Below are 24,594 nucleotides of genomic sequence, written 5' to 3'. Positions count from 1 at the left end.
GCGGCGTCAGAGTTTCTGGTGCAAAATAAGAACGAGCAGCAAAAACGCGCCAATCAGGGTCAGCGCCAGAAGACCGGTGAGCACGAGGCCACTCGCGCCCAGCCCGAAAATCCACAGAAGAAACGACACCTCTTCTCCGCCAAAAAGCCGGGTCGTGAAGATCCAGGCTGTGACCAGAACAGCGGGCAAAAACAGCAGCTTCGCTATCCCGCGCAGCAGGCTTCCGAGCGCGGCAAAAAATCCGGCCATCGCCAGAACGTGGCGATGCTCGCGCAGCTCACGCGGGAAAATCGGCACGCCCGTACGCAGCTTCAGAAGCGTTTTCCCGGCCAGGTCGCGCAGGGCGTTCAGCCGTGTTTTATGCTGCGGCAGCAGGCGCTGCGCCGTCATGGCCCGGGCGCGGCGGGCAGATCTTTTCTTCATGGGCCCCTCATCGGCATCTGACAAAAACGGCAGGGCGGGCGTTACTTCATGCGCATTTTCACAATCAGCATGATGAGGAGATAGATCGGCGCTGCAAGGATCTGAAGCAGCAGCGACAGGCCGTCTTTGAGGCTTTGCTTCACGCCCCCCGCCAGCACGATCATGCGCGGGATCTCAAAAATCAGCGGCGTCAGCGCGATCCAGAGCCAGACCGACACCCGCTGACCCTGCCAGAGATACCAGCCGATCAGCGCCGCGATACCGCCCAGGGCATAGGGCAGGAAAAAGCGATAGATTTCATGCAGGCGCGCGGCAAACCAGGACGGCGCGGGAAGCCGCCCGCCAAAAAGCGGCAGCCGCCAGTTGAAGCGCCATTTTGTATAACCTGGCTTTTTACGCCAGTCGGTGCCATGGACATGCGGCTGAAGCCTCTCCAGCCGGTCCAGTCCCGAGCGCCGGCCGCTGCGCTTTTTGTCGGATGGAAGCTTTGCCACGCCTGTTCCCGCAGAAGATCCGGGCCGTCGCGCCCGCAATACAATCCTACGGTGCGCCGGGGCTTTTATGCAATCCCCGGAGGTTAACTGACGCTGCAGCCATGAAAAAAGCCGCCGGAAACCCGGCGGCTTTCGCAAGGGCAGGGCCCCTGTGAAATTACTCAGCCTTCAGGGCTTCGATTTCGATCTGGATCTTCACTTCATCGCCAACCACCGGCGCGAAGGCACCCATGTTGAAATCCGAGCGCAGGAAGCTTGCGGTGGCCGAGAAGCCAAGCGCGGGCTTTTTCATCATCGGGTGATCCGCGGCCTGGTTCATGACGGTGTCCAGCACGACCGGCTTGGTCACGCCGTTCAGCGTCAGATCGCCGGTGATTTTCGCGGTTTTCTCGCCGGTCACTTCGATCGAAGTGGAGACAAATTTCGCAATCGGATTGACTTCAGCATTGAAGAAATCCGAGGTCAGGAAATGCGCGTCACGCTCCGGCCAGCCGGTGGCCAGCGATTTGACGGCGAATTCGGTCTCGACTTTCGAGGCAGCCGGGTTCTCAGCGTCGAAGCTGATTTTGCCTTCAAAACCACCGAACATACCATAGGTGTTCGAATAGCCCATGTGGTTGTAAGAATAGAGAATCTGGGTATGGCTTGCATCAAAAACATAGTCCGCCGGCGCGGCGAAAGCGGGAGCTGCCATCAGCGAAGCGGCCAGGGCGAAGGGGGTCAGACGGATCATTGCTTACTCCTGAGGTTCGGGAAGGACCCGATACCGGACGTTCATGTACCGGACGGCTTATATTGCCAATCCCGATATGACGAACAGTTAACGTGCGCTGGTGAACACATTGCCGTGGGGAGGTCATCTGATACAGGTTCAAAGTATCTTCCCTTGCATCCCCGGTCTGCGCGTGTATAAAGCCCCATCCTTCCGCGTCTGATTTTCACCGGCGCATACCCTCATGGACGGGGTGCGGAAGGAACTGCTCCGTCCTACGAAATGCGCTCTGACATCGGAGTCCGCATGCCGCTTTACGAGCATGTCCTCATTGCGCGTCAGGATCTTTCCACCGCGCAGGCCGAAGGCCTCATCGAGCATTTCACCGCAGTAATCACCGACAACGGCGGCAAAGTCGTTGCTTCGGAATACTGGGGCGTCAAAACGATGGCCTATAAGATCAACAAAAACCGCAAAGGCCACTACGCCTTCCTGCGCACCGATGCTCCGGCAGCGGCTGTTCAGGAGATGGAGCGTCTGGCCCGTCTTCACGACGACATGATGCGCGTTCTGTCGATCAAAGTCGAAAAGCACGAGGATGGCCCCTCGGTTCAAATGCAAAAACGCGACGAGCGTGGCGACCGTGATGGTGCACCGCGCGGCGACCGCGGTGACCGTGGCGGTTTCGACCGTCGCGAACGTCGTTGATAGGGGAGCACTGACCAATGGCTAGCAAACCCTTCTTCCGTCGTCGCAAAGTCTGCCCGTTCTCGGGTGAGAACGCTCCGGCGATCGACTATAAAGACGTGAAACTCCTGCAGCGCTACATCTCTGAGCGCGGCAAGATCGTTCCGGCACGTATCACCGCTGTTTCGGCAAAGAAACAACGCGAACTGGCCCGCGCTATCAAGCGTGCCCGTTTCGTTGCTCTGCTGCCCTACGCTGTGAAATAAGGAGACACTTCGATGCAAGTTATCCTTCTTGAGCGCGTCGCTAAACTCGGCCAGATGGGCGATGTCGTCAACGTAAAGCAGGGTTACGCACGTAACTTCCTGCTGCCGCAGGGCAAAGCTCTGCGCGCTTCGGACGCGAACATCAAATCCTTCGAAGCCCGTAAGGCGCAACTCGAAGCTCAGAACCTTGAGACCAAAGCAGAAGCAGCCGCTGTTGCTGAAAAGCTCGACGGTCAGATCTTCGTGGTCATCCGTACCGCTTCGGACGCAGGTTCGCTCTACGGTTCGGTCACCGCACGTGATGCAGCAGAAGCGGCTACCGCTGACGGCTTCACCGTTGCACGCGGCCAGATCGTTCTGGACTCGCCGATCAAGAACCTGGGCGTGCATGGCATGACCGTGGTTCTGCACCCGGAAGTTTCGGCACGTATCTCCGTGAACGTTGCACGTTCGGCTGAAGAAGCTGAGCTGCAGGCCTCGGGCAAATCGGTTCAGGAACTGGCTGCAGAAGCGGAAGCTGCTGCAGATCTGGAAATCCAGAACCTGTTTGACGATCTCGGCGGCGCTGCCGGCGACGACGAATAATCAGATCTCCTTCGGGAGTTTTGAGGGCCCCCCGCAGCGCATAGCTGCGGGGGGTTTTTATTTATGATCAGTCGGTGACATGGTGACTGCCCTCGGGCAGTTTCCGGTGAATGCGGCGGCGCAGATCCAGCACATAGCCCACAAGTTCGGCCACCGCCGCCCAGTGCTCTTCCGGGATCAGATCTTCTTCTTCGGCCCCGGCATAAAGCGCGCGGGCCAGCGGCGGGCTTTCAATCACCGGCACATCATGATCGAGGGCAATGTCGCGGATGCGAAGCGCCTGAAGATCAGTGCCTTTCGCCAGGCAGACCGGGGCCGCATCCACCCCGCGCTCATAGCGCAGCGCCACCGCGAAATGGGTGGGGTTGGTGATAATCAGCGTGGCTTCGGGCACGGTTTGCATATGCGGACGGCGCAGGGCCCGGCGGCGCAGCTCCTGGCGTTTTGCCCGGATATGCGGGTCGCCATCGGTGTCCTTCATCTCATCTTTCTGATCCTGCTTCGTCATCTTTTGCTTTTTAAGCCACTGAAAGCGCTTCCAGAAAATGTCAAAGGCGACAAAGGGAATCAGGATGAGGGCCGCGGTCATCAGCACCTTCACGGCCGTATCGCCCAGAAGCGCAATCGCCCCCTGAGGGGCCAGGAGAACACCGGGCAACAGGCTGTCGAGCACCATTTTCATCGCCAGAAACGAGGCCGCCCCCAGAAGGGTGACCCGCAGGATATTCTTGGTGAACTCTGTGAGGTTCTGGGCTGAAAACATCCGCTTCAGCCCGGAGGCGGGGTTAAACTTTGAAAGCTTCGGCTTTAACCGCGCGGGGCTGACCAGAAACGGCCCGCTCATCACCATAGAGAGCAGCGCAAAAACAAACAGCACCCCGAGCGCGGGCAGAAGAAATCCCGCCACCAGCAGGGCGAAATCCTCCATGATTTGGGAGAGATCTTCCGATGTCTCCAGCGGCATCTGCGGTGCCAGCGAGAAAACCGAGGAAAGCGCCAGCACAAAGCCCGGGCCATAAATCGGCAGGACCAGCAGGCAAAGCACCAGAAGCCCGAGAAAAGCCATCAGGTGACCGGCCTCCCGCGAGGACCAGGTGTCGCCTTTCTGTCGGGCCTGGGCCAGCTTACGCTCGGAGGCGTCTTCGGTTTTGGAATCCTGGTCGTCAGTGCTCATGGCAGTCTCAAGGGGTGAGGGTCAGGAAAAACGTCGCAAAAAGATCGGCGAAATGGCGCAGGATCGCCTCGGAACTCAGCCATAAAAGCCAAAGCCCCAGCAAAATCGTGGCGGGACCGGCCACGAAAAACACCGGAAGCGCGGGCATAACCCGGTTCGCCACGCCAAGCCCGAGGTTGTAAAGCACGCCAAAGACAAAGAAAGGCGCGCCCAGAAGCACCGCAACGCCCAGACTTTTCACCGCAAGCTGCACCATCTGTGCGGCGAGATCCCCCAGCGGCAGCCAGGCGGGGGACAGCAGATCATAGCTGTGAACCAGCCCGCGCAGCATCAGATGATGGCTGTCGGTGAGAAAGATCAGCGCGCCCGCGGCCACCATCAGCAGCTGCGAAATGGCTGAAGCGCCTTCATAATTCGTATTCCCCGCCGCAAGCGCGCTGGAGAGCGAGCTGACGAAAGAAATGATCGCGCCCAGCGAATGCAGCGCCGCATAAAGCACCCGCGCGCCTGCGCCGATATAAAGCCCGACCAGCGCCTCCCGCGCGATCAGCGCCGTCAGCAGAACGGGGCGGTCCGGCAGCACCACCGGCACCACCGGCAGCAGCACCAGCGAGAGAATGATCCCAAGCCCGAGGCGGATTTTTCCCGGCACCTGGGCATCGCCAAAGCCGGGAAGGAACATCAGGGCGGTGCCCACCCGGGCGAAAACCACCAATGCGCCGGTGATCTGCGCGGCGGTCCATGCGCTGATCGGATCCAATGCTCAGGTCCCGATGGTGGCCACGGTGCGCAGGCGGGCTTTGCGGTGGATCTCGTTGTGCGAAATAACCTGGGTCATCGGCGAGACCCGCTCAATCATCGAGCGCACGATAGGGCGCACCTCGGGTGAGACCAGAAGGGCGGGCCATTCGTCGTTTTGCGCAAATTTCGCCAGCTCCGCCCGGGCGACGGTGACGAAATCCTGCACGCGGGCCGGTGACATCAGAAAGCTCACCTCATCGCCCTGAACCCGGGCCGATTGCGCGAATTCGCCCTCCCACTGACCGCCAAGGGCGACGATGCGGACATAGCCGCTGTCATCTTCCAGCGATTTGCAGATCTGCGACGAAAGCCGCTTGCGGACATGCTCGGTGATAAAGGTCAGGTTCTTGGAGGCCGCACCCGCTTCGGCGAGGGCCTCGGAAATCAGCGGCAGATTGCGGATTGAGACCCGCTCAGACAGCAGGTTCTGCAGCACATTCTGCGCCAGAATCACCGGCGAAGGATTGGGGATATCGTTGATAAGCTTCTGATATTCGCGATCAAGTCCCTTGAGCAGCTCCTGGGTGGCGCCGTAAGTCAGCATCTCGGGCAGATGCTCGCGGATGACTTCGGTCAGATGGGTGATGACCACCGATTCGCCGTCCACCACGGTCAGGCCACGGGCCTCAGCCTTCGGCACCAGCGAGGGATCGATCCAGAAAGCGTTCAGATTGAAGGTCGGCTCTTTCACGCGCTCACCGGGGATATCGGCGGCCTCTCCGGCCGGGTCGATCACCAGACGGCTGGCGGGGCGGAGCTCGCCGCGCGCGGCCTCAACACCCTGAACGATGAGAGCATAGCTCATGGCGGGCAGGGCGGCATTGTCTTTGATGCGAACGGGCGGCAGCAGAAAGCCGTAGTCGGCGGCAAAAAGATTGCGCAGCGATTTCACTTTGCCCGGCAGCGCCGCATCGGGAGAGCCGATCAAGGGGATCAGCGCCGCCCCAAGCTCCAGCCGCAGGGTGTCGATTTTCAACAGATCGGCGGGTTCTTCAGCCGGCGCTTTATCCGCCCGCGCTTTGGTGAGTTCACTCAGCGCGGCGTCTTCCTCGGCCTGCTGCGCCGCGCGGCTGACCGCCCAGCCGAGGGCCGCGAGACCCGCCCCCAGCAGCGTGAAGATGATCAGCGGAAAGCCCGGCAGCAGCCCCAGGCTGAAGACGATCACCGCCGCCATATAAAGTGCCCGCGGCGAGCCGCCGAGCTGACGGATCACCGCTTCATTGGCCGCGCCCTCGGTGCCGCCTTTGGTCACGATCATACCGGCCGCAAGCGAGACAATCAGCGCCGGGATCTGGCTGACCAGACCGTCGCCGATGGTGAGAACCGTGTAATTCTGCAAAGCCGCCATCACCGGCATATCGTGGCGCAGCATGCCAATCAGCAGCCCGCCAACGATATTGATCACCGTGATGATGATCGAGGCGACGGCATCGCCGCGCACGAATTTCGCCGCACCATCCATGGCGCCGAAAAATCCGCTCTCCTGCTCAACTTCGCGGCGGCGGCGGCGGGCCTCTGTCTCATCAATCGCGCCCGCGCCCAGATCGGCGTCAATCGCCATCTGTTTACCGGGCATCGCATCAAGCGAGAAACGCGCCGAGACTTCGGCAATCCGGGTCGAGCCTTTGGTGATCACGATGAAGTTCACCGTCACCAGGATCACAAAGATCACCGTGCCGATGATAAAATCGCCGCCCACCACGAAATAGGCGATCCCCTCAATCACGCCGCCCGCGGCATCGGTTCCGGTGTGCCCCTGCGACAGCACCAGCCGCGATGAGGCGATCGACAGCGCCAGCCGCATCATGGTCACGACCAGCAGCAGCGTCGGAAAAGAGTTAAACTCCAGCGGCTTGCGCACCCAAAGCGCCACCATCAGCACAAGGACCGAGACCGCAAAAGACAGCGCCAGCCCGAAGTCGAGCAGTATCGGCGGCAGCGGCACGAAAAGCATGCCAAGGATCGCCATGACCCCGATGGCAAAGCCGATGTCACGGTTGTCCCCGAGACCGGCAAACCAGCTCAGAACCGGCTGCGCAGGCGCAGGCATTTTGGGGGCAGGGCGTTTCATGCTCAGCTCTCCGGGGGCAAAAAGGCGGGCAGGACCGGCTCAAGATCAAGGGCGGAATAAAGCGTGCGGCGCGCGCCGCCTTCGCCTGCGATGGCCGCGCCCCAGATCGCGCCCTCGGTATGCCAGCTGCCGGGATTGGTGGCGCGGACCTCGGGCAGGGTGTCTGCCCAGTCGGCACCACCAAGGGCAGAGGCGCGGGCGTGAAACTCAGAAAATCGTGCGGTTGCAACGGCCTGGTTGCGCGCGAGCGAGGCAAGATAGATCTGCTGCGGCTCGGGCGAATGCGAGTGATAGCGCCCCGCCGCCAGTTGCCAGCTGCCGGCCTCATCGTAAAGGCCGCGCAGGAAGCGGGCGGCATAAGAGACATTCACCACCGGATCAAAGCCTTCGGCAAGGCTCAGAAAAGCCTCCGGGTGCCAGCGCAGATTGATCTGCAGGCAACCAAGATCGATCGAGCGCACCCCCTCTGACTGGCGCTGGCGCACGAAGGCCATGGCCTCTTCGCGGCTGTCAAAGCGGCGGCCTTCGCCGGCGGCATTCACGCTCCAGGGCCAGACGGTCAGACCACCGGGGGCGTTATATCCCGCCTCCTGAAGACCAAGCGCGAGCAGAAGATTGTTCGGGATCTGATATTGCGCTTCAGCCGCCAGGATCGCCGCAAGGCAAAGCCCGCCGGGATCGCCCTCAGGCGGCGGCGTCAGATCCTCAGCGGCGCGGGCCGCGGGAGGGGCCTCCACCGGCGCGCTGAGCCAGGTCCAGGCCAGAGCGGCCTGGGCAAAGCCGAGATGCGCAAGGCAGCCGCAGAGCAAAAGGCCCCTCACAAGGCCCCCGAGACGATCAGATCAAAGGCCTGATCCGAGACGGTTTTCAGCGTCACAAAGATAAAGGGCAGCGCCAGGCCCAGCACGATGAAGATCGCAAAAATCTTCGGCACAAAGGTCAGGGTCATCTCCTGAACCTGGGTCAGCGCCTGAAAAAGCGCGATGGCAAGACCGACCACCAGAGCCGCCAGCAGCACCGGCGCTGAGGCGACAAGGATCGCCCGCAGCGTCAGCTGGATCATCTGATGCACATCGGCCTGTTCCATCACACGCTCATCCGCATGATTTCCTGATAGGCCTCGACCACGCGGTCGCGCAGAGCGACGGTGGTTTTGACGGCGGATTCCATCGCCAGCGTCGCCTCAACGACCTTTTGCACCGGCATCTGGCCGCGCAGACCGGCAATCGCGGCCTCTTCGCCGGCGCGGATGGTCTGGACCTGGGCGCGGGTGGTCTCGCCGAGAAGTTCGGCAAAACTCGGGCGTGAGGGGGCCTCGGTGAAGTGAACCGCCGGGGCATCGGCCACCGTCAGGCGTCGGGCCGATTGATAGGCGCGCGAGGCGCCAAGCGGGGTCAGTGTGGTCTCCATGGCCTCAGCTCAGCAGATCAAGAAGCTGGCTGCGCATGCGCCGCCCGCTGTCATACATATTCAGGTTCGCCTCATAACTTCTTGAGGCTTCACGCATATTCGCCATTTCGATCAGCGGTTCGACATTGGCGCGCTTGACCATACCAGCGGCATCTGCCGCCGGATGCGAGGGGTCGTGAACCAGCGGAAAGGGCGAGGGATCCTCAGAAATCCGGCCCTGGCCAAGCATCTCGGCCCCGGTCGAGGGGTCCAGCATGCGCTCAAAGCTGATCTCACGGCGGCGGTAGGGATCACCCCCCGCCACGGTCGAGGTGCTCTGGGCATTGGCGATATTCTCGGCCGTTACGCGCAGGCGTTCCGACTGGGCGCGAAGACCGGAGGCGGCGGCAGCGCCGATGGCGCGAAGCGGATCACTCATTTGCCCACCGCCAGTGCGATCAGATCGTGACCCCGACGGTAAAGCCGCGCGGCAAGGCGGTGGCTCTCTTCGGTTTCCGAGGCAAGCAGCGACTGCTCTTCCAGAACCACCCGGTTGTCATCGGCCGAGACATCCCAGACGCTGCCGGTTTCGCGGCTTTCCGCCACGCCGGTGCTCAGGAAGTCCTCAAAGGCGGTGAGATCGCGGGCGCGGTAGCCGGGGGTATCGGCATTGGCGATATTGGCCGCGAGCACCTTCTGGCGCTCGGCAAGCCAGTCCATCCGCTCAGAGGCCAGGCGGAAGAAGGACGGGCTTGTGGCCGTATCGGGTCGGATGGTCATGTAGAATATCCTTGCAATCCTTGACTCTATATAAGCACTATTCATGTAGTCACAAGAGTATTCCCTGCGTTTCGCCGCCCTGAGGGGGGCCTGACAGGCCCGCAGGGCCATCCCCGGAGAGCCGCGATGCCAGCCGATGCCCGCCTTGAGCGCACCCCCCTGAGCCGCCTTGAAACGCTGGTGCGCCAGCACTCGGACGAGCGGATCTGTGGAAGGGTTCTGCAGATCTCGGGGATGGAGCTGCGCGCCGAGGGGCTGCGCTTTGCCGCAAGGATCGGCGATCACGTCGAGGTGGCGGGCCGGGTGCGCGGAGAGGTTGTGGGACTGCGGCCCGAGGGCGTGCAGATCCTGCCCTTCGGCTCCTGGGAGGGGGTGGCCGCGGGGGATCGGGTGCAGCTTTTGCCGGGCGGACAGCAGATCTTTCCCGATGACAGCTGGCTGGGCCGGGTGATCGATCCTTTTGGTGCGCCGCTCGATGCCCGACCCTTGGCCAGCGGCGCGGTGCCGCGCGATATCCGCAGCCCGGCGCCGCCGGCCTTCAGCCGCCGCCGGGTCGGTGCAAAGCTGGAGACCGGGGTGAAAGCCCTTGATATCTTTGCGCCACTTTGTCGCGGACAGCGGATCGGTATCTTCGCAGGCTCCGGGGTGGGCAAATCGACCCTCATGGCGATGCTGGCGCGGCAGACCGATGCTGAAGTGATCGTCATGGGCCTGGTGGGCGAGCGCGGCCGCGAAGTTCAGGACTTTATCGAGCGCGATCTCGGCCCCGAGGGCATGGCGCGGACCTGCCTGATCGTGGCCACATCGGACCTTCCGCCGCTGGCCCGCCGTCAGGCGGCCTGGACCGCGACCACCGTGGCTGAGCATTTCCGCGATCAGGGCAAACAGGTGCTTTTGATGCTCGACAGCGTGACGCGCTTTGCCATGGCGCAGCGCGAAATCGGCCTTTCAGCCGGAGAGCCTCCGGCCTCGCGCGGCTATACGCCCACGGTCTTTGCGGAACTGCCGAAACTTCTGGAACGCTCAGGCCCCGGGCAGGCGGGTCAGGGCGATATCAGCGCGATCTATACCGTGCTGGTCGATGGCGATGACATGAATGACCCGGTCGCCGATGCGGTGCGGGGTATTCTTGATGGTCATGTTATTCTTGATCGTCGAATCGCCGAGAGTGGTCGTTACCCGGCGGTGCATATCCTGAAATCGGTCTCGCGGATGCTGCCGCAGTGCCATACGCCGATTGAGCAGGAAATCATGCGCCAGGCGCGGCGCGCGCTCGCGCGTTATGCCGATGTGGAGGATCTGGCCCGGATCGGCGCGTACCGCCCCGGCACCGACCGCGAAACCGACAGCGCCATCGCCTTTGCCGCCGAGGCGGAGGCTTTTCTGGCGCAGGGCAGGGCAGAGGCGCTGAGCTCTGCCGAAGGGTTCGCAGCCCTTTACGGGCTGCTGACCTCCTCAGGCTATCAGATTGATCTGAAAACGTTCAGCTGAGGTCGCGGCGCGCAAACCGCGCCGTTGTCAGATCTGCGAGCAGGGCCTCCTCGCGGGCGAGCCGTTCCTCGCGCTCGCTGCTGCGGATCTGATCGCCAAGCCGCTCATAGCTTTTGCCGCGGGTGAAACTGGCCATGACGGTGTCGCGCAGCGCGTCGATCCGGCCGGTCATTTCCCGCGTCACCTGGCGCTGACGGTCCTGCTCACGGCGCAGTTCCGCAAGGAAGCGGCCGATATAGGGCAGCGCCTCGGTCACGCAGGAGCGTGCCTCCAGCCCGGCGCGGCTGTCGAGTGCCGCGATCTCGCCCTCGGCCCGGGCGCGCAGCCCCTGGGCCTGGGTCAGATCGCGCGACAGCCGCTCAAGATCCTGATCCTCAAGGCGCTGCATCAGTTGCAGCGCCTGCAGACGGCGGCTCATCAGACCACCGACCTTTGAGCCTGTTCGACCTCTTCAAAGCTCGGCTGAATGAGGCTCGGAAGGTTGCCGCGGGCTACTTCGGCGCAGATATTCGGCGGATTTCCCTTCACGGTAGAGGCGATCATATCGCGGATCGCCTTCATCAGATGGGCGTCCTGTTCCTCAATCTGGTTCAGACGCGAGGCGACCGGCTGCACCATGCAATAGGCCATGAAGACGCCCAGAAAGGTCCCGACCAGCGCGCCCGCAATCATTGCGCCAAGGATCTCCGGCGGCTCATCCACCGAGGCCATGGTCTTGATCACCCCGAGGACCGCCGCGACAATCCCGATCGCCGGAAGCCCGTCCGAGCCGGACAACAGAGCCGAGGCGGGGGCCGCGACTTCGGCCTCATAGATCTCAATCCGGCGGTTCAGCACGTCTTCGACCTGGTAGGGGTCGTCGAATTGCATCGAGATCATGCGAAAGCTGTCGATGATCAGATCTTTTGCCGGACGAAAGGCAAGAATGCGCGGGTAGCGCGCAAAAATATCGCTGGTTTCAGGCCGCTCAATATGCGGCTCGACGGCCAGGATGCCGCGGTTGCGGTAAAGCCGCGTCAATTCGTAAAGCAGCTTCAGCACATCGGCGTAATCCGCCTTGCTCCACCGCGGACCGCGCAGCGCCCGTATCACGCCGTGCCAGCACTCAAACATCATCGGCACCGAGTTCGAGATCACAAAGGCCCCGATTGCCGCACCGCCCACCATCATCCCCTCAAAGGGCAGGGCATGCAGCAGAATATCCATCTTGCCGCCCGAAAGCATATAGCCCCCGAACACCAGCCCGATTACCAGGATCGTCCCGATTATCACCGTCATGCGCTGTTCCCGTCTTGCTGCTGCATGGTTTGAACAAGTATATCTTTATTTATTCTTTGGAAAGCATTGGCTAATGACTAATTATTCATGCTTCCACGACGGAGAGGGTTCCATGGCAGATCAGCACGCACCGATAGTCAGACTTTTCGGACCGGGGGATCTGCCGGTGCGGATCCCGGACTGGCCCGAAGCCGTGGGCATCGCCGTCTGCCGCGCCGAGGGCAAAACCCTGGCCTTTATGCCCTGGCACATCTCGGAAAAGCCCCAGGTGCTGCGTCGCCGCCTGAGCCATGAGGCCGGGCCTGCGCTGCATGGCTTTGCCTTTTATCCCGCCTTCAAGGGCAGCCCGGCTGTGACGCTGCCGCCGGGGGAAGATGCCCGTATCCTGGGGGAACTTGACAGCGCGCTGCGCGGCCTGCCGCGTCTGCTGGAAGAGGCGGGCGATTTCGCCATCAATTTCGAATTCGCCGCCGATGAGGGGCTGAGCCTTGACGCGCTGAGTGATGTCAACCGCCGCAAGGTTGAGTTGAGCGCAAGGGCCGCTCAGACCACGATCACCGACCAGCTTCCCGTCGGCTATGTGCCTTTCGTGAAAGCTGACCCCGATTGTGAGATGATCGCAGGCGCGATGCTGCGTCCGGCAGGTGCGGCCGGGGTGGATCTGGTGCTGCAACCCAATGCCAGCGCGCGCGAACTGCCCGCCGAGGTGGTGGTTCTGGTGCGCGAAGACAGCCTGCGCGTGGCCATTCAGCTTGGCCCGGTTCTGGTGGACGGCCGGCTTCCTGCGGTCCTGCGGCTGCCGACCGGCGCGCTGATGCTGGGCAAAACCGGCGGGCGTCCGGTCCCGGCCATGGTGCTGCGGCGCAGTGGTATGCTGTTCGTGGCGCCGGATTACTCAGCGGTCTCAACCGTGCCGCAACCCATTCCGCGCGAAGAAAATCAGTCTTCATCGCGGCCCTGGGTCTGGATTGCTGCGGGTCTCCTGGGCCTGCTGGCCGCCGTGGCGATTACCGTCGTTGTGGTCCGGGCGCTGCAACCCGCCGCGCCCGCGCCTGTTCCCGTGGCCCCGGTGGATGATCTGCGCTCAAACCTTTTCGCGCCGAACACACCCTGAAACAAAAGCCCCCGCAGTGATGCGGGGGCTTTTTTGTCAGTCGAGCGCAGATCCCAGTTCCAGCGTGACCCGCCGGTTGCGCGGATCCGCGGGCTGAAGCGGATCCAGAGGCCGCGACGTGCCCGCGCCGGAGATCAGCGTAAACCGCTCGGCCGGAAGGCCGAGATCGCGCAGAATGCGCCGCACGGCCTGGGCGCGGGAACCCGACAGATCCCAGGGATCAGCACTTTCCGCGCCTTCCGCGGCGGGCACCGCGCTGTGGCCGGTGATCCGGATCGGATGGGGCAGGGCGATGACGGTCGGCGCCAGGGCGTTCATAATCTCTGTCATGGTCGCGGTCGGGGTATCGCTGCCTTCGCCAAACATCGGCGCGTCACCGAGGTCGAGGATATCGACGACGAGTTTCCCCTCAATCTGGCGCACCAGAAGATTGCCCGCCAGATTGGCGAGAGCGGCACGGTTCTGAATGTTTTCAAGAAATTGCCGGCCCGCGTTCTCCAGGGCCTCGCCCAGCGGGGCGGGGGTGGGGTCACGCCGGCTTTCCTTGGCAAGATCCGCCCAGGGGTTCGGCGCACCCGCCTGGGCGCTGTCGCTTTCGGCCGCAGGAGCGCTGAGGACGTTCTCGTCTTTGGCCACGGCAGAGCCCTGCAAAATCCCCTCACCGCCCGGCTGGCCGGCAATATTCTCAGAAGGGGTGAAGTATTGCGCGATGCCGTTGAGCTTGTTTTTATCGGTTACTGACAAAATCCACAGCAACAGAAAAAAGGCCATCATTGCCGTCATAAAATCGGCATAAGCGACCTTCCAGTGACCACCATGGCGCGGTGCATGACCGGGCTTTTTCTGGCGGCGCACGATGACCGGTGCGGCCTTTTTGGCCATGATATCTCTCCCGCAGCTAAAATCTCTGCGGGGGAGATAGCAAGTTTATCAAGAATAGATAAGGCTATTCTTGATAAACATCAGGTCACTCTGCTTCGGAAGGCTGGCGGCTGTATTTGCCAAAGCCCACCGAGCGGGCATAGCTGGCCTTGCGCTCGGAGTAGCCGGGGGCCACGAGCGGGTATTCATCGGGCAGGCCGAATTTCTGCCGATACTCGCCTTCCGTCATACCGTGTTCCGCGCCGAGGTGGCGCTTAAGCATTTGAAATCCCTTCCCGCAGCACAGGCAGAAAATCCTGTCGCGCCGCACGGCCGCTTCCGGGGTCAGCCCGCTGGCAACCGGGATCGCCGCCGCCGCACGCAGCGGCGCAGTGGCCGAACCCGCAGAAAGTTCCTGCGTGAGGCGGGTGGTCAGGGCAACAATAGCTTCCACGGTTGCATCCGGGCGGGATGCAAAGGCCGATACAATCTGAGCCACCAATGTGGTCTTGTCTGGCGTTTCCATGTCTTAATACTTTCAGACTTAAACTTTATCCGATTTATATGGGCCGGGGGCAAAGATTCGATCAAGCTTAAAAGCGAGAAAATCGGGATAAAATGTCGCAGTCGGCGGGACATTGCCTGCTTTTTGGACGCAACTTGTGAAGTGAATCTGCTGAATTCATAATATTAACAAAAAGTTGCTAGATTTAAGATCAAAGTTCCGCAGAGCGCGGAAACATTTTCCTTTGCAGAACTGCAGGCAGATTGATCATCGCTGTATTTCCCTTCTAAACTTCCTCTCCTTGCGCTTGCACAGCGGTTCCCCGGGGTATAGGCCGGGGAAAGTTTGTGAATTTCGCAGGTTCTTCCTGCGCCATTATGTCCGGGACCGTAGGAAATGATCCTCAACGCACTCTGGAGCGGCGACCTGCAACCGGCGCTCTCGGTTCCTTGCCGATGCAAGCATCTTCTCGCCGTTTTTCCGTTTCCGATTGTCATCCTGGAGGACCAGAGGCACGCAAGTCCGAAGCTTCGGGTCTGCTCAGAACGCCGCCCGGTCACCCCTGGCCTGACGATCGGGGATGTGGTGGCGGAAGAGCTGGGTCTTGATATTCCGCCCGGGGCCTGTGTGGTGATCTGCAGTGATCAGGTGAAGGGCGGTCTGGAAGGAAGCTATGAATTTGCAGCAGAAATCCTTTATTCGGTCATCGTAGAATCTGAATCTGTGACTGAGCTTGCGCTGTTTGACTGGGCTTTGCGCAGTTTTTCCCTGTCCTGGCGGGATACGCTTTGCACCGATCGGGCCGGCATCGACCGGCTGTGTCAAAGTGCCATTGCGCGCGTCTCCGGCTGGCAGCCGGGGGCCTCAGGGCTGCAGGAATATCTGCGCATGGCTGAGCCCGATTACGTCGAATATCCTGCTGATCCTGATCTGGTACGCCGCCTGCTGCCCAACCGGGATATGCAGGACTGGGGCAGCGCGTTGAGCGCGGCTTTTCCGGGAAAACACCGGGCAGAAATTCCGAAAATCAGTGCCAACATCATGAATAGATAAATTTATATTTGACTATCCATTTGGATCTGTCAGGAAGGCAGGGACTTATCCGGTGATGGTCTCCGATGCCCTGTACCTTCCGAAAAATTCTGCCCGATCTCGACCAGGAACGCGCTTTGCTGCAGGCCTGGCAGGGGAGAGGCGACAGCACGGCGCTCACGGCCCTGATGGCTTCCTGTCAGCCGCAGATGCGCGCTATGGCGCGCCGTGTCTCGCGCAGCCACACCGAAGATCTGCTGGCTGAGGGGCAGATCGCCCTGATTGAAGCCGCCGGGCGTTGGCAGGCTCAGGGCAGCGTGCGGTTTTTCTCTTATGCGGCGATCGCGGTGCGGGCGGCGATGCTGCAGGCGCGCTGCCGTCTGCAAAACCCGGTCAGCCAGCCCGAGCGTGCGCTGCGTGATGCGCTTTCGGGGCGTCGCGGAGACGCTCTGGCGCGTCAGGCTGAGGCCGCGCTTCAGGTCGCCGTCATCGACGATACTCTGCCCGATCTCTCGACGCCCGCAGCGGAAGATATCGCGCTTGGGCGCGAGCGGCGGCGCAACCTGCGCCAGGCGCTCGCCGGGGCGCTGCGCCCGCTCGGGCGGGCCGAGCGGCATCTGGTCATGCGCCATCTGCTGCGCGGCGAGGATGACTTTGAGCGGCTGGCCGATGGTCTGGGCATGGCTCCCGCGCGCGCCCGTCAGATTGAGGGGCGCGCCCTTCACAAAATGCGCAACGCTTTGTTGCATGCCGGATTTGGTCCGGGGGATTTGAATTGATCACTGACAGTCTCGTGCCCTCTGCCGCCCGGCAATCCGGCAACGCCCGCTCGCAGCCGGCGGCTGCGGCCGCCCAAACCGTTTTTACGCCTCAGGCGCAGTCGCAGACCACGGATGAAGCGGTGCCCGGTCCCGTCACGCCTGGTGATGAGACCGCCCTCCTTGAGGTCCTGGGTTCGCCGCTGACCGTCACGCCCCCTCAGGCGGTCTCTGCGGTTCTGCGCGCAGAGCTTGGCCTGGCTTCGGCTGAGGGCCTGCAGGAGGGCGAAGATCCGGCTGAGGCGGCCCCCGTGCCGGCACCCCTCGCGCCGCTGTCGTCGTCAGAGCCGCTCGCCCGGTCGCCGGAGCAGATTTTGCCAGTGACGGGTGAGGCCAGCCCCTCTCAGCCGACTGTCGCTGCGGGGGCCGTGCCGCAGCTCGCTGAGGGAGAGCCGCCTCAGCCTGAGACAGACCTCAGTCCGCTCTCCGTGGGGACGGAGCTGGCACCCGCCTTTGATCGCGCATCGCCGCAGGACGCGATGTCAGCACCCGAGCCCCTTGAGGCTGCGCCGAAGATCACTCCGGCCCCGGGCCGTCCTGCCGCACCTGAGCAGGATGCCCGGAGCGCCCCCCCTTCTGAGCCCGTCCCTGCGGCCAATGCCGATCTGATGCCCGCCGCCGAACCCCTCCGGCCCGAGCGCAGCCTTACGGATAAACCGCTGACCGCACCTTCGCCGCGCGCAGAACCCTCGGCTTTGCAGCGCAATCTGCTGGATCGGCTGAGCGAGGTGAACCTTGAAGAGGGCCGGAGCCGCTTTTTGCTGCGCCCGCGGGGGCTTGGTGTTGTCGAGATTGATCTCACCCGGCTGATGGGCGGCCGGATGCAGGTGGTTCTGCGGCTTGAGAACCCGATGGTCCTCGACGGCCTGCGCGCAGAGGCGGACCAGCTGGGTGCCTGGCTGGAAGAGCGCGGCTTTGATCTGGGGGGCGATACGCCGGAATTTGCAGCCTGGGAGGCCCCCGAGACGCCCGGAGAGCGGGGGGAGGACCCCGCATCTGAGGCGCTGCCACCCGCCCTTGAGATCACAACCGATAATGTCCTGACGGCGGGCGGCCGTCTGAACCTTCTGACCTGAGGAGACCTGAATGTCCCTGTCTGCCATCGCAGAAACCACCATCGGCAGCGGCCTGTCGGGCGCCTCGCGCAATACGCTGGCGACGGATTATCAAAGCTTTCTCAATCTGCTGGTGGCCCAGGTCAGCAACCAGGACCCGCTGGAGCCGATGGAATCTTCACAATTCGTGAGCCAGCTGGCGCAGCTGACCCAGGTCGAGCAATCGGTTCAGGTCAATACCCAGATGGAGGCACTGCGCCGCCAGCTGTCGCTGAACGCGGCTCTCTCCGAGACCGCGCTGATCGGGCGCGAGGTGACGGTCCCCTCTGAGACCTTCACGCTCGACGAGACCGGCGGGCGGTTTTCTTATGAACTCGGCGCGGCGGCAGAAACCGTGCAGCTGCAGATCCGCGACGGCTCGGGGGCGCTGGTGGCCGTGATCGATCAGCCCGCCGGAGAGGCTGGTCTGCGCCGCGATGTCACCTGGGACGGGATGACGACCGATGGCCGCCGCGCCGAGCCGGGGCGCTACAGCCTTTCCGTTGCGGCCATCAGCGCCAGCGGTGAGGCGGGCAGCTATCAGTCTTACAGCGCCGGAACCGTGGTCGCGGTGGATTACAGCGGCGGCAGCACCTGGCTGCAGCTGGCCGATGGCAACCGCGTCGCGAGCGGCGATATCATCGGCGCGCGCTGAACCTGCTTTGGCTTTCGGGCGCCTTGTCCGAAAGCAGCCCTCATGCGGGGAATACCCCGTAATTTGGCCGCGTTCCGTGAGACTTTTATGGGACGCGGCTTCGGCCTGAGCCCGCCCGCCGGGGCCTGCGCGGAAGAAGGCTCGGGCGGGGCGGTCTTTACAGTTTGAAAATGTCCTGCTCTGGCAAAGCCGGAGGGGTCTTCGCGCGCTCGCCTGCCTTCGTTGCCGCGGGCTTTGCATGGAGGCCAGACCTCAGCCTGTTTTGCACGAGACCGCGCAGGGCATGAGGAAGGCGATGAGCGCTTCTGAAACCCGCCGGTTGCGTCACCAATTCCCTCAGCCGTCCGGGAGAGAAGGCCCCGATGAGCGACCCGGCGAGGGTAACTTTTCTGTCGAAAAGCACCGCCTTCTACCGTCCCGCGCGGGGTATCGGCGCGTTCACAGGCCCCCCGGACTGACGACAAAGCGGATCAGCCGATCCGGGCCTGCTCAGCGATCTCCCCGGATTGAAGCGCCAATCTCTTTCAGCTTATCGCCTGGCGCGCGGATGTCTGAGCGGCGCATGTGAATATCCACGAGCCAGGGGTAATGCGAAGCCGCGACCGCGAGGATGGTCGTCCGCATCGCCTCATCCGGGCTCGAAGAGGTCTGCACCAGCGGCATGGAAGAAGCCGTGATCACCAGCCGCTCCAGCGCATCGCGCAGCTCCAGCGGATTGTCGGGGCCTTCGCGGGTGACGATATCGGCGTCAAACTCCAGCATCCAGCGCGCCTGACCCGCGGGGCGGGCCAGTTCCAGCGTGTAAAGCCCGCCGTTCACCCGCTCCACCAATGTGCCCGCCTCCACCACAGCCACCGGCTCGGGGGAGAAGAGACCGGCGATGCGGTAGCCCGCCTGAATGCCAACAGCCAGCAGCGCCAGCATGCCCGCACCGATCAAAGCGTTGCGCAGGTTTGAGCGGCCCGCCTCGGGACGGCGGCGCAGCACCACAATGCGCGTGCGCGGCGCGCTGAGGGGGGGAGCGGAGCGCGGCATCAGTAGGGCAGGATCACATCAAGCGCATCCGCACCATAGCGCGGCTGCTGCACCCGGCTGAGCTGGCCCTTGCCGCCGTAAGCGATCCGGGCCTCGGCGATTTTCTCGTAGGGAATGGTATTGCTCATCTCAATATCGACGGGGCGGATGATCCCGGCCACACGCAGCTCGCGCAGCTCGGCATTCACGCGCACTTCCTGGCGGCCTGCGATCACCAGATTGCCATTGGCGAGGCGCTGCACGATCATGGCGGCGACCTTCAGCTTGATCTCTTCGCCGCGCCGGATGGAGCCCTGGCCCTTAAAGCTGTCACTGCTCGACAGATCGACCAGATCGCCACTGGGCAGATCTTCGGCCTTCAGCCCCGGCAACACGCGGTCGAGCTTGCTTTCATAGCCCAGAAAGGTCGGCGCATCGACCCCGGTGGAATTTGAGCGCGAGCGGGTCGAGGCATTGCGCAGCTCTGCCTCATCATCGATCTCGATCATCACCGTCAGAATGTCACCGACCCGCGCCGCGCGGTGATCGCCGAAAAACCCGCTCGATCCGGTGGCCCAGAGCGAGGCGCGATCGGCGCGTTTGGGAGGGATATAGGGCTCGGGCTCGGGCATCGGCACCCGGACGCTGCGCGCCTCGGGCACATCAAGCGTCAGATCGCTGAGCTGCGGATCGCGGCTTTCGGCAATCTCGGCGCAGGCGCTGAGCAGCGAAAGCCCGGCCATCAGGACCAGGGGAAAGCGGGGCAGCGGGGTCATCGGTCAATCTCCACCCGTCCGTCGGTCAGCGCCTGACCGGTGACGATTTTTCCTGAACTCAGGTTCTGCACCCGGACGGTTGCGCCCAGGGCTGCATCTTCAAGCGCGCGCGCCGCCGCCGTGACGCGAAGCCCGCGCGCGGTATAAAGCAGCTCCAGCCGGTCCCCGCGCCGGATCACCCGCGGCTCGCGCAGGGATCCCGCGGGCACCGGGCGGCCCTCGGGCAGCAGACGGCGCACCTCGCGGCCCCTGATCTGCTCAAAGCCCAGCACGGCGGTCGCGGTCAGCGCCTGAAGCGGCAGGCGGCGCAATGTGAAATCTTCCGCCCGCGCCATATCGCCGGGCGCAAGGCTGCGCAGCGGCACCGGCACATCGACCATGGCCTGAAAGCGGCCCGCAAGGGTCAGATGGGCGCCCCGCTGCGGCTCAATCACCGCGGCGAAACGGCCATTGGCCAGATCTTCGCGCAGCGAGATCACCCGCAGCGCCTCAGGGGGCAGGCCCTCGGGCAACATCAGCTCGAGCGAAGCGCCAGGCGGCAGGCCGGGGCCTGCCGCCTCGGTCAGCGCGGCCTCCAGCAGCATTTCCAGCGGCACCGGCGTCAGCTCTGCGCGCAGCGGAGTGCCCGCCAGGATCAGGCACAAAGCCAGCCGCCAGCCGCGCATCATCAGCGAACCTGCACGGCGGTCTGCATCATCTGATCGGCGGTGGTGATGGCTTTCGAGTTCATCTCATAGGCCCGCTGCGCCGAGATCAGATCGGTGATCTGACGGATCACATCGACGTTTGACGCCTCAACATAGAACTGCCGCAGGGTGCCGAACCCTTCATCCCCGGCCTGAGCCAGCACCGGCGCGCCGGAGGCGGCGGTCTCGGCGAGAAGGTTATTGCCCATGGGGCGCAGACCGGCCTCATTGATGAAGCCCGCAAGGGTGATCTCGCCCAGCTCCTGGGGCAGGATCTCTCCAGGCAGCAGCACACTCACCACACCATCGGCGCTGACCTGCACGGCCGTGGCATTTTCGGGCACCGCAAGGCCGGGATCGAGGGGGTAGCCGTCATTGGTGACAATCTCGCCCTGAGGCGAGAGGGTGAAATTGCCCGCACGGGTATAGGCGGTGGTGCCATCGGGCAGGGTGATCTGGAAATACCCCCGGCCCTGGATCGCCATATCGAGCTGGTTTCCGGTCTCGGTCAGCCCGCCTTGAGTGTTCAGCCGCATGACCCCGGCAGTCGCCACGCCCAGACCGATATCAACGCCCACCGGGCGGATCGCGCCGTCATCGGCCACAAGCGCGCCGCCGCGGTTGTCGGACTGATAGAGCAGGTCCTGAAAGGCCGCCCGCCCGGCCTTGAAGCCGGTGGTATTGGCATTGGCGATGTTATTGGCGATGACATCGACATTGGTCTGCTGCGCGAGCATCCCGGAGGCCGCAATTCCAAGCGCTTTCATGGCGTCTTCCTTCCTGTGGATCAGGCCCGCTGGCCAAGTTTGCTCAGCGCCGCACGGCGCAGCTCGTCATGGTTGCGCCCCACCGACATCGCCTGTTCAAAGGCGCGCTGGATCTCAATCAGGCGCACCATTTCGGTGATCGGATTGACATTGGAGGCCTCAAGCGCGCCCTGGATGACCTGGGGTGCCTCAAGGACCCCGGGCTCATCAGCGCCGTCGCGCGGCACGAAAAGGCTTTCGCCGCTGCGCTCCCAGGTGGCGAGAGCCGGGGCGGTAAAGACGCCGATCCGCGCAATCAGCGCGCCCTCACGGTCCGAGACGGTGCCATCACGCCCCACAACCGGCAGCCCGCTTTCCTGGGGCAGCACGACCGGGGCGCCGCCATCATCGAGGATCGGCAGACCCGAGGCGGTGACCAGCTGCCCCTCGGCATCGCGCACAAGCTGCGCCGCGCGGCCATAGCCCGTGCGGCCGTCGGGCAGCGCAAAGGCGAAAAGCCCCTCGCCGCCAAGCGCCAGATCCAGTGGATTTCCCGTCGTGCTGAGGCTGCCCGCGCGGGTGTCGGTATAGCTCAGCCGCGGCTGGGGCATCGCCACCGGCACACGGGCCGGGTCTGCGGAGTGCAGCAGATCCTCAAAGACCAGGCGCGAGGCGCGGTATCCGGCTGTCGCGCCATTCGCAAGATTGTTCGAGGTCACATCAAGCGCGCGCTGCAGGCCCGCAGCGGCTGCGAGCGGCAGATATGCGGTGGTATCCATCTCTTGCCTCAATTCATGCGATTTGGATTGATTTCATGCATTAACACAAGTATTGCAAGTATAAATTTGTTGAAACTCTGCGTTAAACCTAATCGGGATCCTGATGAGCGGCCGGCTGCCCACCCCCCTGCATCTTGCCTTCCTCGCCGCCGCCTCCGGCAGCGCAGGCCTGTTGGTGCCCGCAGCCTTCGCTCAGGTGCGCGAGGGCTATGTTGCTGCGGTGATCGAGAGCGAGACCCTGCGCCCGCAGCCGCGCCCGGAGTATCTCGGCTGGGTCACTCGCGAGATCGCGCCCCCCGCGCGCAGGCCCGGAGCCGCTGAGGCTGTTGTCCCGACCCTGGCCTCTGCCCTGGGCCCGGTCGTGCTGCCGCTGGCTGGTGAGGCGGGCGCGGGGCTGAATGCCCCGGCCGCTCTGCCTGAGGTCGTGATCACTGCCGTGCCCGCAGCGGAGGTCGCCAAAGAGGTGCCGCCCGCAGGCCTCCCTGAACCGGTCGCAGCGCCTGCGGTGACCGGCCAGCCTGTCGCTGCCGCAGAGGTGCCGCGGGTCATGCCGCTCGATTCGGTCCTGGCCGCGCCCTTCGCGCTGCCGGGCGCTGGCCCGGCCTTTGCTCTGCCGCAGGCGGCCCCTGCCGATCCGGCAGAGGCGGCTTTGATGGCGGGGGTGCTGCCGCAGGTCTCGACCCGCAATGTGGAGGCGAAGACCTGGGCCACCGACCGCAGTCTGCTGGAGCGGCGTTGGGTCGCGGCCGGGGAAAAGCCGCAAAAGGTCACCGCCGCGCTTGATCTCGCGCAGCTTTACATCGGGGTCATGCTGCTGCCGGAGGCGCTGGACTGGCTTGCGCGCGCCCGCAGCCTTGGTGCCAAGACCGAACCCGCAGCCTATGCGCGGCTCACCGCGCTTGAGCAGGTGGCCTCGGTTCTGGCGCGGCGCGGCATCACCCGCGCTTTGCCGGACTGGCCGGGCGGCGGGCTCTGGCAGGTGGCGGCGGGGCAGACGGCGGGTCTGTCGCGCGGCGAATACACCCTCGAAGAGGCGGTGGCGGGGCTGAATGATCACTCGCAGGCCGTCATCACCCGGCTGATCCCGCTGCTCTTTGATGTGATCCTTGAGGCCCGGGATTACCGCCTGGCTGAGGCGCTGCTGCGCGGGGCCCAGGCGCGGACCCGGCTCGAAGGCATGCCGGTCTGGGGGCTGATGATGGGGCAGCTGGCTCTGGGCTATGACATGCCGCAGCAGGCCTTTGACCATTTCGCCCGCGCGGCGGACGGGCGCGACCTCTCAGCGCAAAAGGCGCGGATTGCGCTCGCAGATCTGGCGCTGACGCGCAAAGATCCGAAGCTGCTGCCTGCGCTGCGCGATATCCTGCGCGAGGGGGTCAATCAGTGGCGCTATGGCCGCGAGGCGCTGGTGCTGCGCGCAAGGCTGGCCCAGGTGGCCGAGGATCTGGGCGATATTCCCATGGCGCTCGATATCATGGGTAAGATCCGCCTCGATCACCCCGGCACGCCCGAAGCCATTCTGGCGCATGAGCGCGGGGCCCTGGCCCTGGCGGCTTTTGCCGTGGCCATGGATGCCGAAGAGATCGATCTTTACACCTATCTGCACAGCCTGCGTGATGTTGAGGCCTTTTACCGGCTCGATCCGGTCTGGCCGATTGCGCGGCTGTCGCTTGCCCGTGCCTGGAGCCGGGCCGGACTTCATGAGGCGGCGGCGGCAGAATATGCCGCGCTGCAGTCCGATTTCCTGCGCCAGGGCGCACCTGAGCCGCTGCCGCGCATCGCAGCCGAGCTGCCCCTGGGCGAGGCAGAGGCGCTGCTGTCTGTCTGGCGCGCGGACCGCGCAAAGGTCGCGCTGGCCCGCCAGGGGCTGCCGCGCTTTGAGGATCTGACCCCGCGCTATGCGGGGGTCGCGCTGCGCGCCGATGCCCCCCAGGCGCTGTCGCTGACCATCGCCGCTGAGGATGGCCCGGGCCAGAAGGCCCGCGCTGCGGCCGCCCGCGCGCTTGGTGCTGATCACGACGCAGCCGAGGCGCATCGCGCGCTCAGCCGTCTGGGCCTTCTTGGTGCCGATACCGCTGAGGCGATCGAGGCGATGCTGCTGGCTCAGGGCGCAGGGGATACCGGCTTTACCGCCGGAACCTGGGCCGATCTGCAGTCCACCGCCGCAGGCCAGGCCAGCGCGGTGGGGCCTGATCTCTATAAAGGGCTGACCGAGCCGCTGCCGGAGCTGCGCCCGCTGTCGCGCGGCCTTGCCGATCAGCTTCTGGCGCGCAGCGAGGCCACGGCCGCCGCCGCGCGGGCGCTGCTCGCACGTCCAGCCCCCGATGCTTCGGGCGCTGCGAAACCGTAATTTGACTGCCCGC

At 63.9% G+C, this 24,594-nt stretch carries 30 protein-coding genes; 10 read left to right on the top strand and 20 right to left on the bottom strand.

The window, feature by feature from the left end; genetic code table 11:
- Positions 1 to 6: 6 nt before the first annotated feature.
- The 3 genes from EG244_RS07745 to EG244_RS07735 form a co-directional block, all read right to left on the bottom strand.
- Positions 7 to 423 carry a hypothetical protein gene (locus EG244_RS07745; RefSeq protein WP_124964435.1) on the bottom strand — a complete coding sequence of 139 codons (417 nt, stop codon included), beginning with the start codon at positions 421 to 423 and terminating at the stop codon, positions 7 to 9.
- A gap of 41 nt (positions 424 to 464) precedes the next feature.
- A complete protein-coding gene (locus EG244_RS07740) occupies positions 465 to 917 on the bottom strand; it encodes a hypothetical protein (RefSeq protein WP_124964434.1) in 453 nt (150 codons plus the stop codon).
- A 157-nt stretch (positions 918 to 1,074) separates the two neighbouring features.
- The gene (locus EG244_RS07735) at positions 1,075 to 1,650 is read right to left on the bottom strand and encodes a YceI family protein (RefSeq protein ID WP_124964433.1); all 576 of its coding nucleotides are present in this window, start codon (positions 1,648 to 1,650) and stop codon (positions 1,075 to 1,077) included.
- Between the two features lie 285 nt (positions 1,651 to 1,935).
- Here EG244_RS07735 and rpsF point away from each other — a divergent pair, with 285 nt between their 5' ends.
- Genes rpsF through rplI form a run of 3 tightly spaced genes read left to right on the top strand, consistent with a single transcriptional unit; the run spans position 1,936 to position 3,167 of the window.
- Complete coding sequence (rpsF, locus tag EG244_RS07730; RefSeq protein WP_124964432.1) at positions 1,936 to 2,337, top strand: 30S ribosomal protein S6; 402 nt, start codon at positions 1,936 to 1,938, stop codon at positions 2,335 to 2,337.
- 17 nt (positions 2,338 to 2,354) lie between these two features.
- Positions 2,355 to 2,582: a 30S ribosomal protein S18 gene (gene rpsR / locus EG244_RS07725; protein ID WP_124964431.1), complete on the top strand. Its 228-nt coding sequence runs from the start codon at positions 2,355 to 2,357 to the stop codon at positions 2,580 to 2,582.
- A gap of 12 nt (positions 2,583 to 2,594) precedes the next feature.
- Positions 2,595 to 3,167: a 50S ribosomal protein L9 gene (rplI, locus tag EG244_RS07720; protein ID WP_124964430.1), complete on the top strand. Its 573-nt coding sequence runs from the start codon at positions 2,595 to 2,597 to the stop codon at positions 3,165 to 3,167.
- 67 nt (positions 3,168 to 3,234) lie between these two features.
- Here rplI and EG244_RS07715 read toward each other — a convergent pair whose 3' ends face one another.
- The 8 genes from EG244_RS07715 to EG244_RS07680 are packed head-to-tail and all read right to left on the bottom strand — an operon-like array spanning position 3,235 to position 9,382.
- A complete protein-coding gene (locus EG244_RS07715; protein WP_124964429.1) occupies positions 3,235 to 4,341 on the bottom strand; it encodes an EscU/YscU/HrcU family type III secretion system export apparatus switch protein in 1,107 nt (368 codons plus the stop codon).
- A 7-nt stretch (positions 4,342 to 4,348) separates the two neighbouring features.
- Positions 4,349 to 5,101 (bottom strand): flagellar biosynthetic protein FliR, encoded by a 753-nt coding sequence (locus EG244_RS07710; RefSeq protein ID WP_124964428.1) that lies wholly within the window; start codon positions 5,099 to 5,101, stop codon positions 4,349 to 4,351.
- A 3-nt stretch (positions 5,102 to 5,104) separates the two neighbouring features.
- On the bottom strand, positions 5,105 to 7,213 hold the full coding sequence (gene flhA / locus EG244_RS07705) for a flagellar biosynthesis protein FlhA (RefSeq protein ID WP_233588940.1): 2,109 nt from the start codon (positions 7,211 to 7,213) through the stop codon (positions 5,105 to 5,107).
- A 2-nt stretch (positions 7,214 to 7,215) separates the two neighbouring features.
- Positions 7,216 to 8,034, bottom strand: a complete 819-nt coding sequence (locus EG244_RS07700) for a lysozyme family protein (protein ID WP_124964427.1) — start codon at positions 8,032 to 8,034, stop codon at positions 7,216 to 7,218.
- Positions 8,031 to 8,300, bottom strand: coding sequence for a flagellar biosynthetic protein FliQ (locus EG244_RS07695; protein WP_124964426.1), 270 nt, complete (start codon positions 8,298 to 8,300; stop codon positions 8,031 to 8,033). The genes EG244_RS07700 and EG244_RS07695 overlap by 4 nt, the downstream gene beginning before the upstream one ends.
- A complete protein-coding gene (locus EG244_RS07690; RefSeq protein ID WP_124964425.1) occupies positions 8,300 to 8,623 on the bottom strand; it encodes a flagellar hook-basal body complex protein FliE in 324 nt (107 codons plus the stop codon). Before EG244_RS07690 ends, EG244_RS07695 begins: the two co-directional genes overlap by 1 nt.
- Before the next feature lie 4 nt (positions 8,624 to 8,627).
- Positions 8,628 to 9,041: a flagellar basal body rod protein FlgC gene (flgC, locus tag EG244_RS07685; protein WP_124964424.1), complete on the bottom strand. Its 414-nt coding sequence runs from the start codon at positions 9,039 to 9,041 to the stop codon at positions 8,628 to 8,630.
- Complete coding sequence (locus EG244_RS07680; RefSeq protein WP_124964423.1) at positions 9,038 to 9,382, bottom strand: flagellar basal body rod protein FlgB; 345 nt, start codon at positions 9,380 to 9,382, stop codon at positions 9,038 to 9,040. Before EG244_RS07680 ends, flgC begins: the two co-directional genes overlap by 4 nt.
- A 126-nt stretch (positions 9,383 to 9,508) precedes the next feature.
- Here EG244_RS07680 and EG244_RS07675 point away from each other — a divergent pair, with 126 nt between their 5' ends.
- Entirely contained in the window at positions 9,509 to 10,873 is a 1,365-nt protein-coding gene (locus tag EG244_RS07675) for a FliI/YscN family ATPase (protein WP_124964422.1), read from the top strand.
- On the opposite strand, the gene EG244_RS07670 is transcribed toward EG244_RS07675, so the two are convergent.
- Together EG244_RS07670 and motA are read right to left on the bottom strand one after the other, a co-directional pair.
- Positions 10,866 to 11,291 carry a hypothetical protein gene (locus EG244_RS07670; RefSeq protein WP_124964421.1) on the bottom strand — a complete coding sequence of 142 codons (426 nt, stop codon included), beginning with the start codon at positions 11,289 to 11,291 and terminating at the stop codon, positions 10,866 to 10,868. The two genes, EG244_RS07675 and EG244_RS07670, sit on opposite strands and share 8 nt — an antisense overlap.
- Positions 11,291 to 12,151: a flagellar motor stator protein MotA gene (gene motA, locus EG244_RS07665; RefSeq protein WP_124964420.1), complete on the bottom strand. Its 861-nt coding sequence runs from the start codon at positions 12,149 to 12,151 to the stop codon at positions 11,291 to 11,293. The genes EG244_RS07670 and motA overlap by 1 nt, the downstream gene beginning before the upstream one ends.
- Positions 12,152 to 12,263: 112 nt before the next feature.
- Between motA and EG244_RS07660 the strand changes: the two genes are divergently transcribed.
- Positions 12,264 to 13,265: a hypothetical protein gene (locus tag EG244_RS07660; RefSeq protein ID WP_124964419.1), complete on the top strand. Its 1,002-nt coding sequence runs from the start codon at positions 12,264 to 12,266 to the stop codon at positions 13,263 to 13,265.
- A gap of 36 nt (positions 13,266 to 13,301) precedes the next feature.
- Here the strand turns inward: EG244_RS07660 and EG244_RS07655 are convergent, their stop codons facing one another.
- On the bottom strand, positions 13,302 to 14,147 hold the full coding sequence (locus tag EG244_RS07655; protein WP_124964418.1) for a flagellar motor protein MotB: 846 nt from the start codon (positions 14,145 to 14,147) through the stop codon (positions 13,302 to 13,304).
- An 85-nt stretch (positions 14,148 to 14,232) separates the two neighbouring features.
- Positions 14,233 to 14,652: a MucR family transcriptional regulator gene (locus EG244_RS07650; RefSeq protein ID WP_124964417.1), complete on the bottom strand. Its 420-nt coding sequence runs from the start codon at positions 14,650 to 14,652 to the stop codon at positions 14,233 to 14,235.
- Between the two features lie 375 nt (positions 14,653 to 15,027).
- On the opposite strand from EG244_RS07650, the gene EG244_RS07645 reads away from it, so the two are divergent.
- From EG244_RS07645 to EG244_RS07630, 4 genes are all read left to right on the top strand, one after another.
- Positions 15,028 to 15,684, top strand: a complete 657-nt coding sequence (locus EG244_RS07645; protein WP_124964416.1) for a hypothetical protein — start codon at positions 15,028 to 15,030, stop codon at positions 15,682 to 15,684.
- Positions 15,685 to 15,749: 65 nt separating this feature from the next.
- Entirely contained in the window at positions 15,750 to 16,442 is a 693-nt protein-coding gene (locus EG244_RS07640; RefSeq protein ID WP_124964415.1) for a sigma-70 family RNA polymerase sigma factor, read from the top strand.
- Positions 16,439 to 17,557 carry a flagellar hook-length control protein FliK gene (gene fliK / locus EG244_RS07635; RefSeq protein WP_124964414.1) on the top strand — a complete coding sequence of 373 codons (1,119 nt, stop codon included), beginning with the start codon at positions 16,439 to 16,441 and terminating at the stop codon, positions 17,555 to 17,557. The genes EG244_RS07640 and fliK overlap by 4 nt, the downstream gene beginning before the upstream one ends.
- A gap of 10 nt (positions 17,558 to 17,567) precedes the next feature.
- Positions 17,568 to 18,230, top strand: a complete 663-nt coding sequence (locus tag EG244_RS07630; RefSeq protein WP_124964413.1) for a flagellar hook assembly protein FlgD — start codon at positions 17,568 to 17,570, stop codon at positions 18,228 to 18,230.
- Positions 18,231 to 18,719: 489 nt separating this feature from the next.
- Here the strand turns inward: EG244_RS07630 and EG244_RS07625 are convergent, their stop codons facing one another.
- The 5 genes from EG244_RS07625 to EG244_RS07605 are packed head-to-tail and all read right to left on the bottom strand — an operon-like array spanning position 18,720 to position 22,231.
- Positions 18,720 to 19,265, bottom strand: a complete 546-nt coding sequence (locus EG244_RS07625; RefSeq protein ID WP_124964412.1) for a hypothetical protein — start codon at positions 19,263 to 19,265, stop codon at positions 18,720 to 18,722.
- Positions 19,265 to 20,020: a flagellar basal body L-ring protein FlgH gene (gene flgH / locus EG244_RS07620; protein WP_124964411.1), complete on the bottom strand. Its 756-nt coding sequence runs from the start codon at positions 20,018 to 20,020 to the stop codon at positions 19,265 to 19,267. The genes EG244_RS07625 and flgH overlap by 1 nt, the downstream gene beginning before the upstream one ends.
- The gene (flgA, locus tag EG244_RS07615) at positions 20,017 to 20,688 is read right to left on the bottom strand and encodes a flagellar basal body P-ring formation chaperone FlgA (RefSeq protein ID WP_124964410.1); all 672 of its coding nucleotides are present in this window, start codon (positions 20,686 to 20,688) and stop codon (positions 20,017 to 20,019) included. The genes flgH and flgA overlap by 4 nt, the downstream gene beginning before the upstream one ends.
- Positions 20,688 to 21,473 carry a flagellar basal-body rod protein FlgG gene (gene flgG / locus EG244_RS07610; protein WP_124964409.1) on the bottom strand — a complete coding sequence of 262 codons (786 nt, stop codon included), beginning with the start codon at positions 21,471 to 21,473 and terminating at the stop codon, positions 20,688 to 20,690. Before flgG ends, flgA begins: the two co-directional genes overlap by 1 nt.
- Before the next feature lie 20 nt (positions 21,474 to 21,493).
- Positions 21,494 to 22,231 carry a flagellar hook-basal body protein gene (locus EG244_RS07605; protein ID WP_124964408.1) on the bottom strand — a complete coding sequence of 246 codons (738 nt, stop codon included), beginning with the start codon at positions 22,229 to 22,231 and terminating at the stop codon, positions 21,494 to 21,496.
- A gap of 103 nt (positions 22,232 to 22,334) precedes the next feature.
- Between EG244_RS07605 and EG244_RS07600 the strand changes: the two genes are divergently transcribed.
- Positions 22,335 to 24,581, top strand: coding sequence for a hypothetical protein (locus tag EG244_RS07600; RefSeq protein ID WP_124964407.1), 2,247 nt, complete (start codon positions 22,335 to 22,337; stop codon positions 24,579 to 24,581).
- Positions 24,582 to 24,594 lie beyond the last annotated feature (13 nt).

The organism is Falsigemmobacter faecalis, assembly GCF_003863335.1.
In the GTDB taxonomy this organism is placed as follows: Bacteria; Pseudomonadota; Alphaproteobacteria; order Rhodobacterales; family Rhodobacteraceae; genus Wagnerdoeblera; species Wagnerdoeblera faecalis.
Note: the sequence above shows the minus strand (reverse complement) of the source record. Positions and strands in the feature narration are given on the sequence as shown.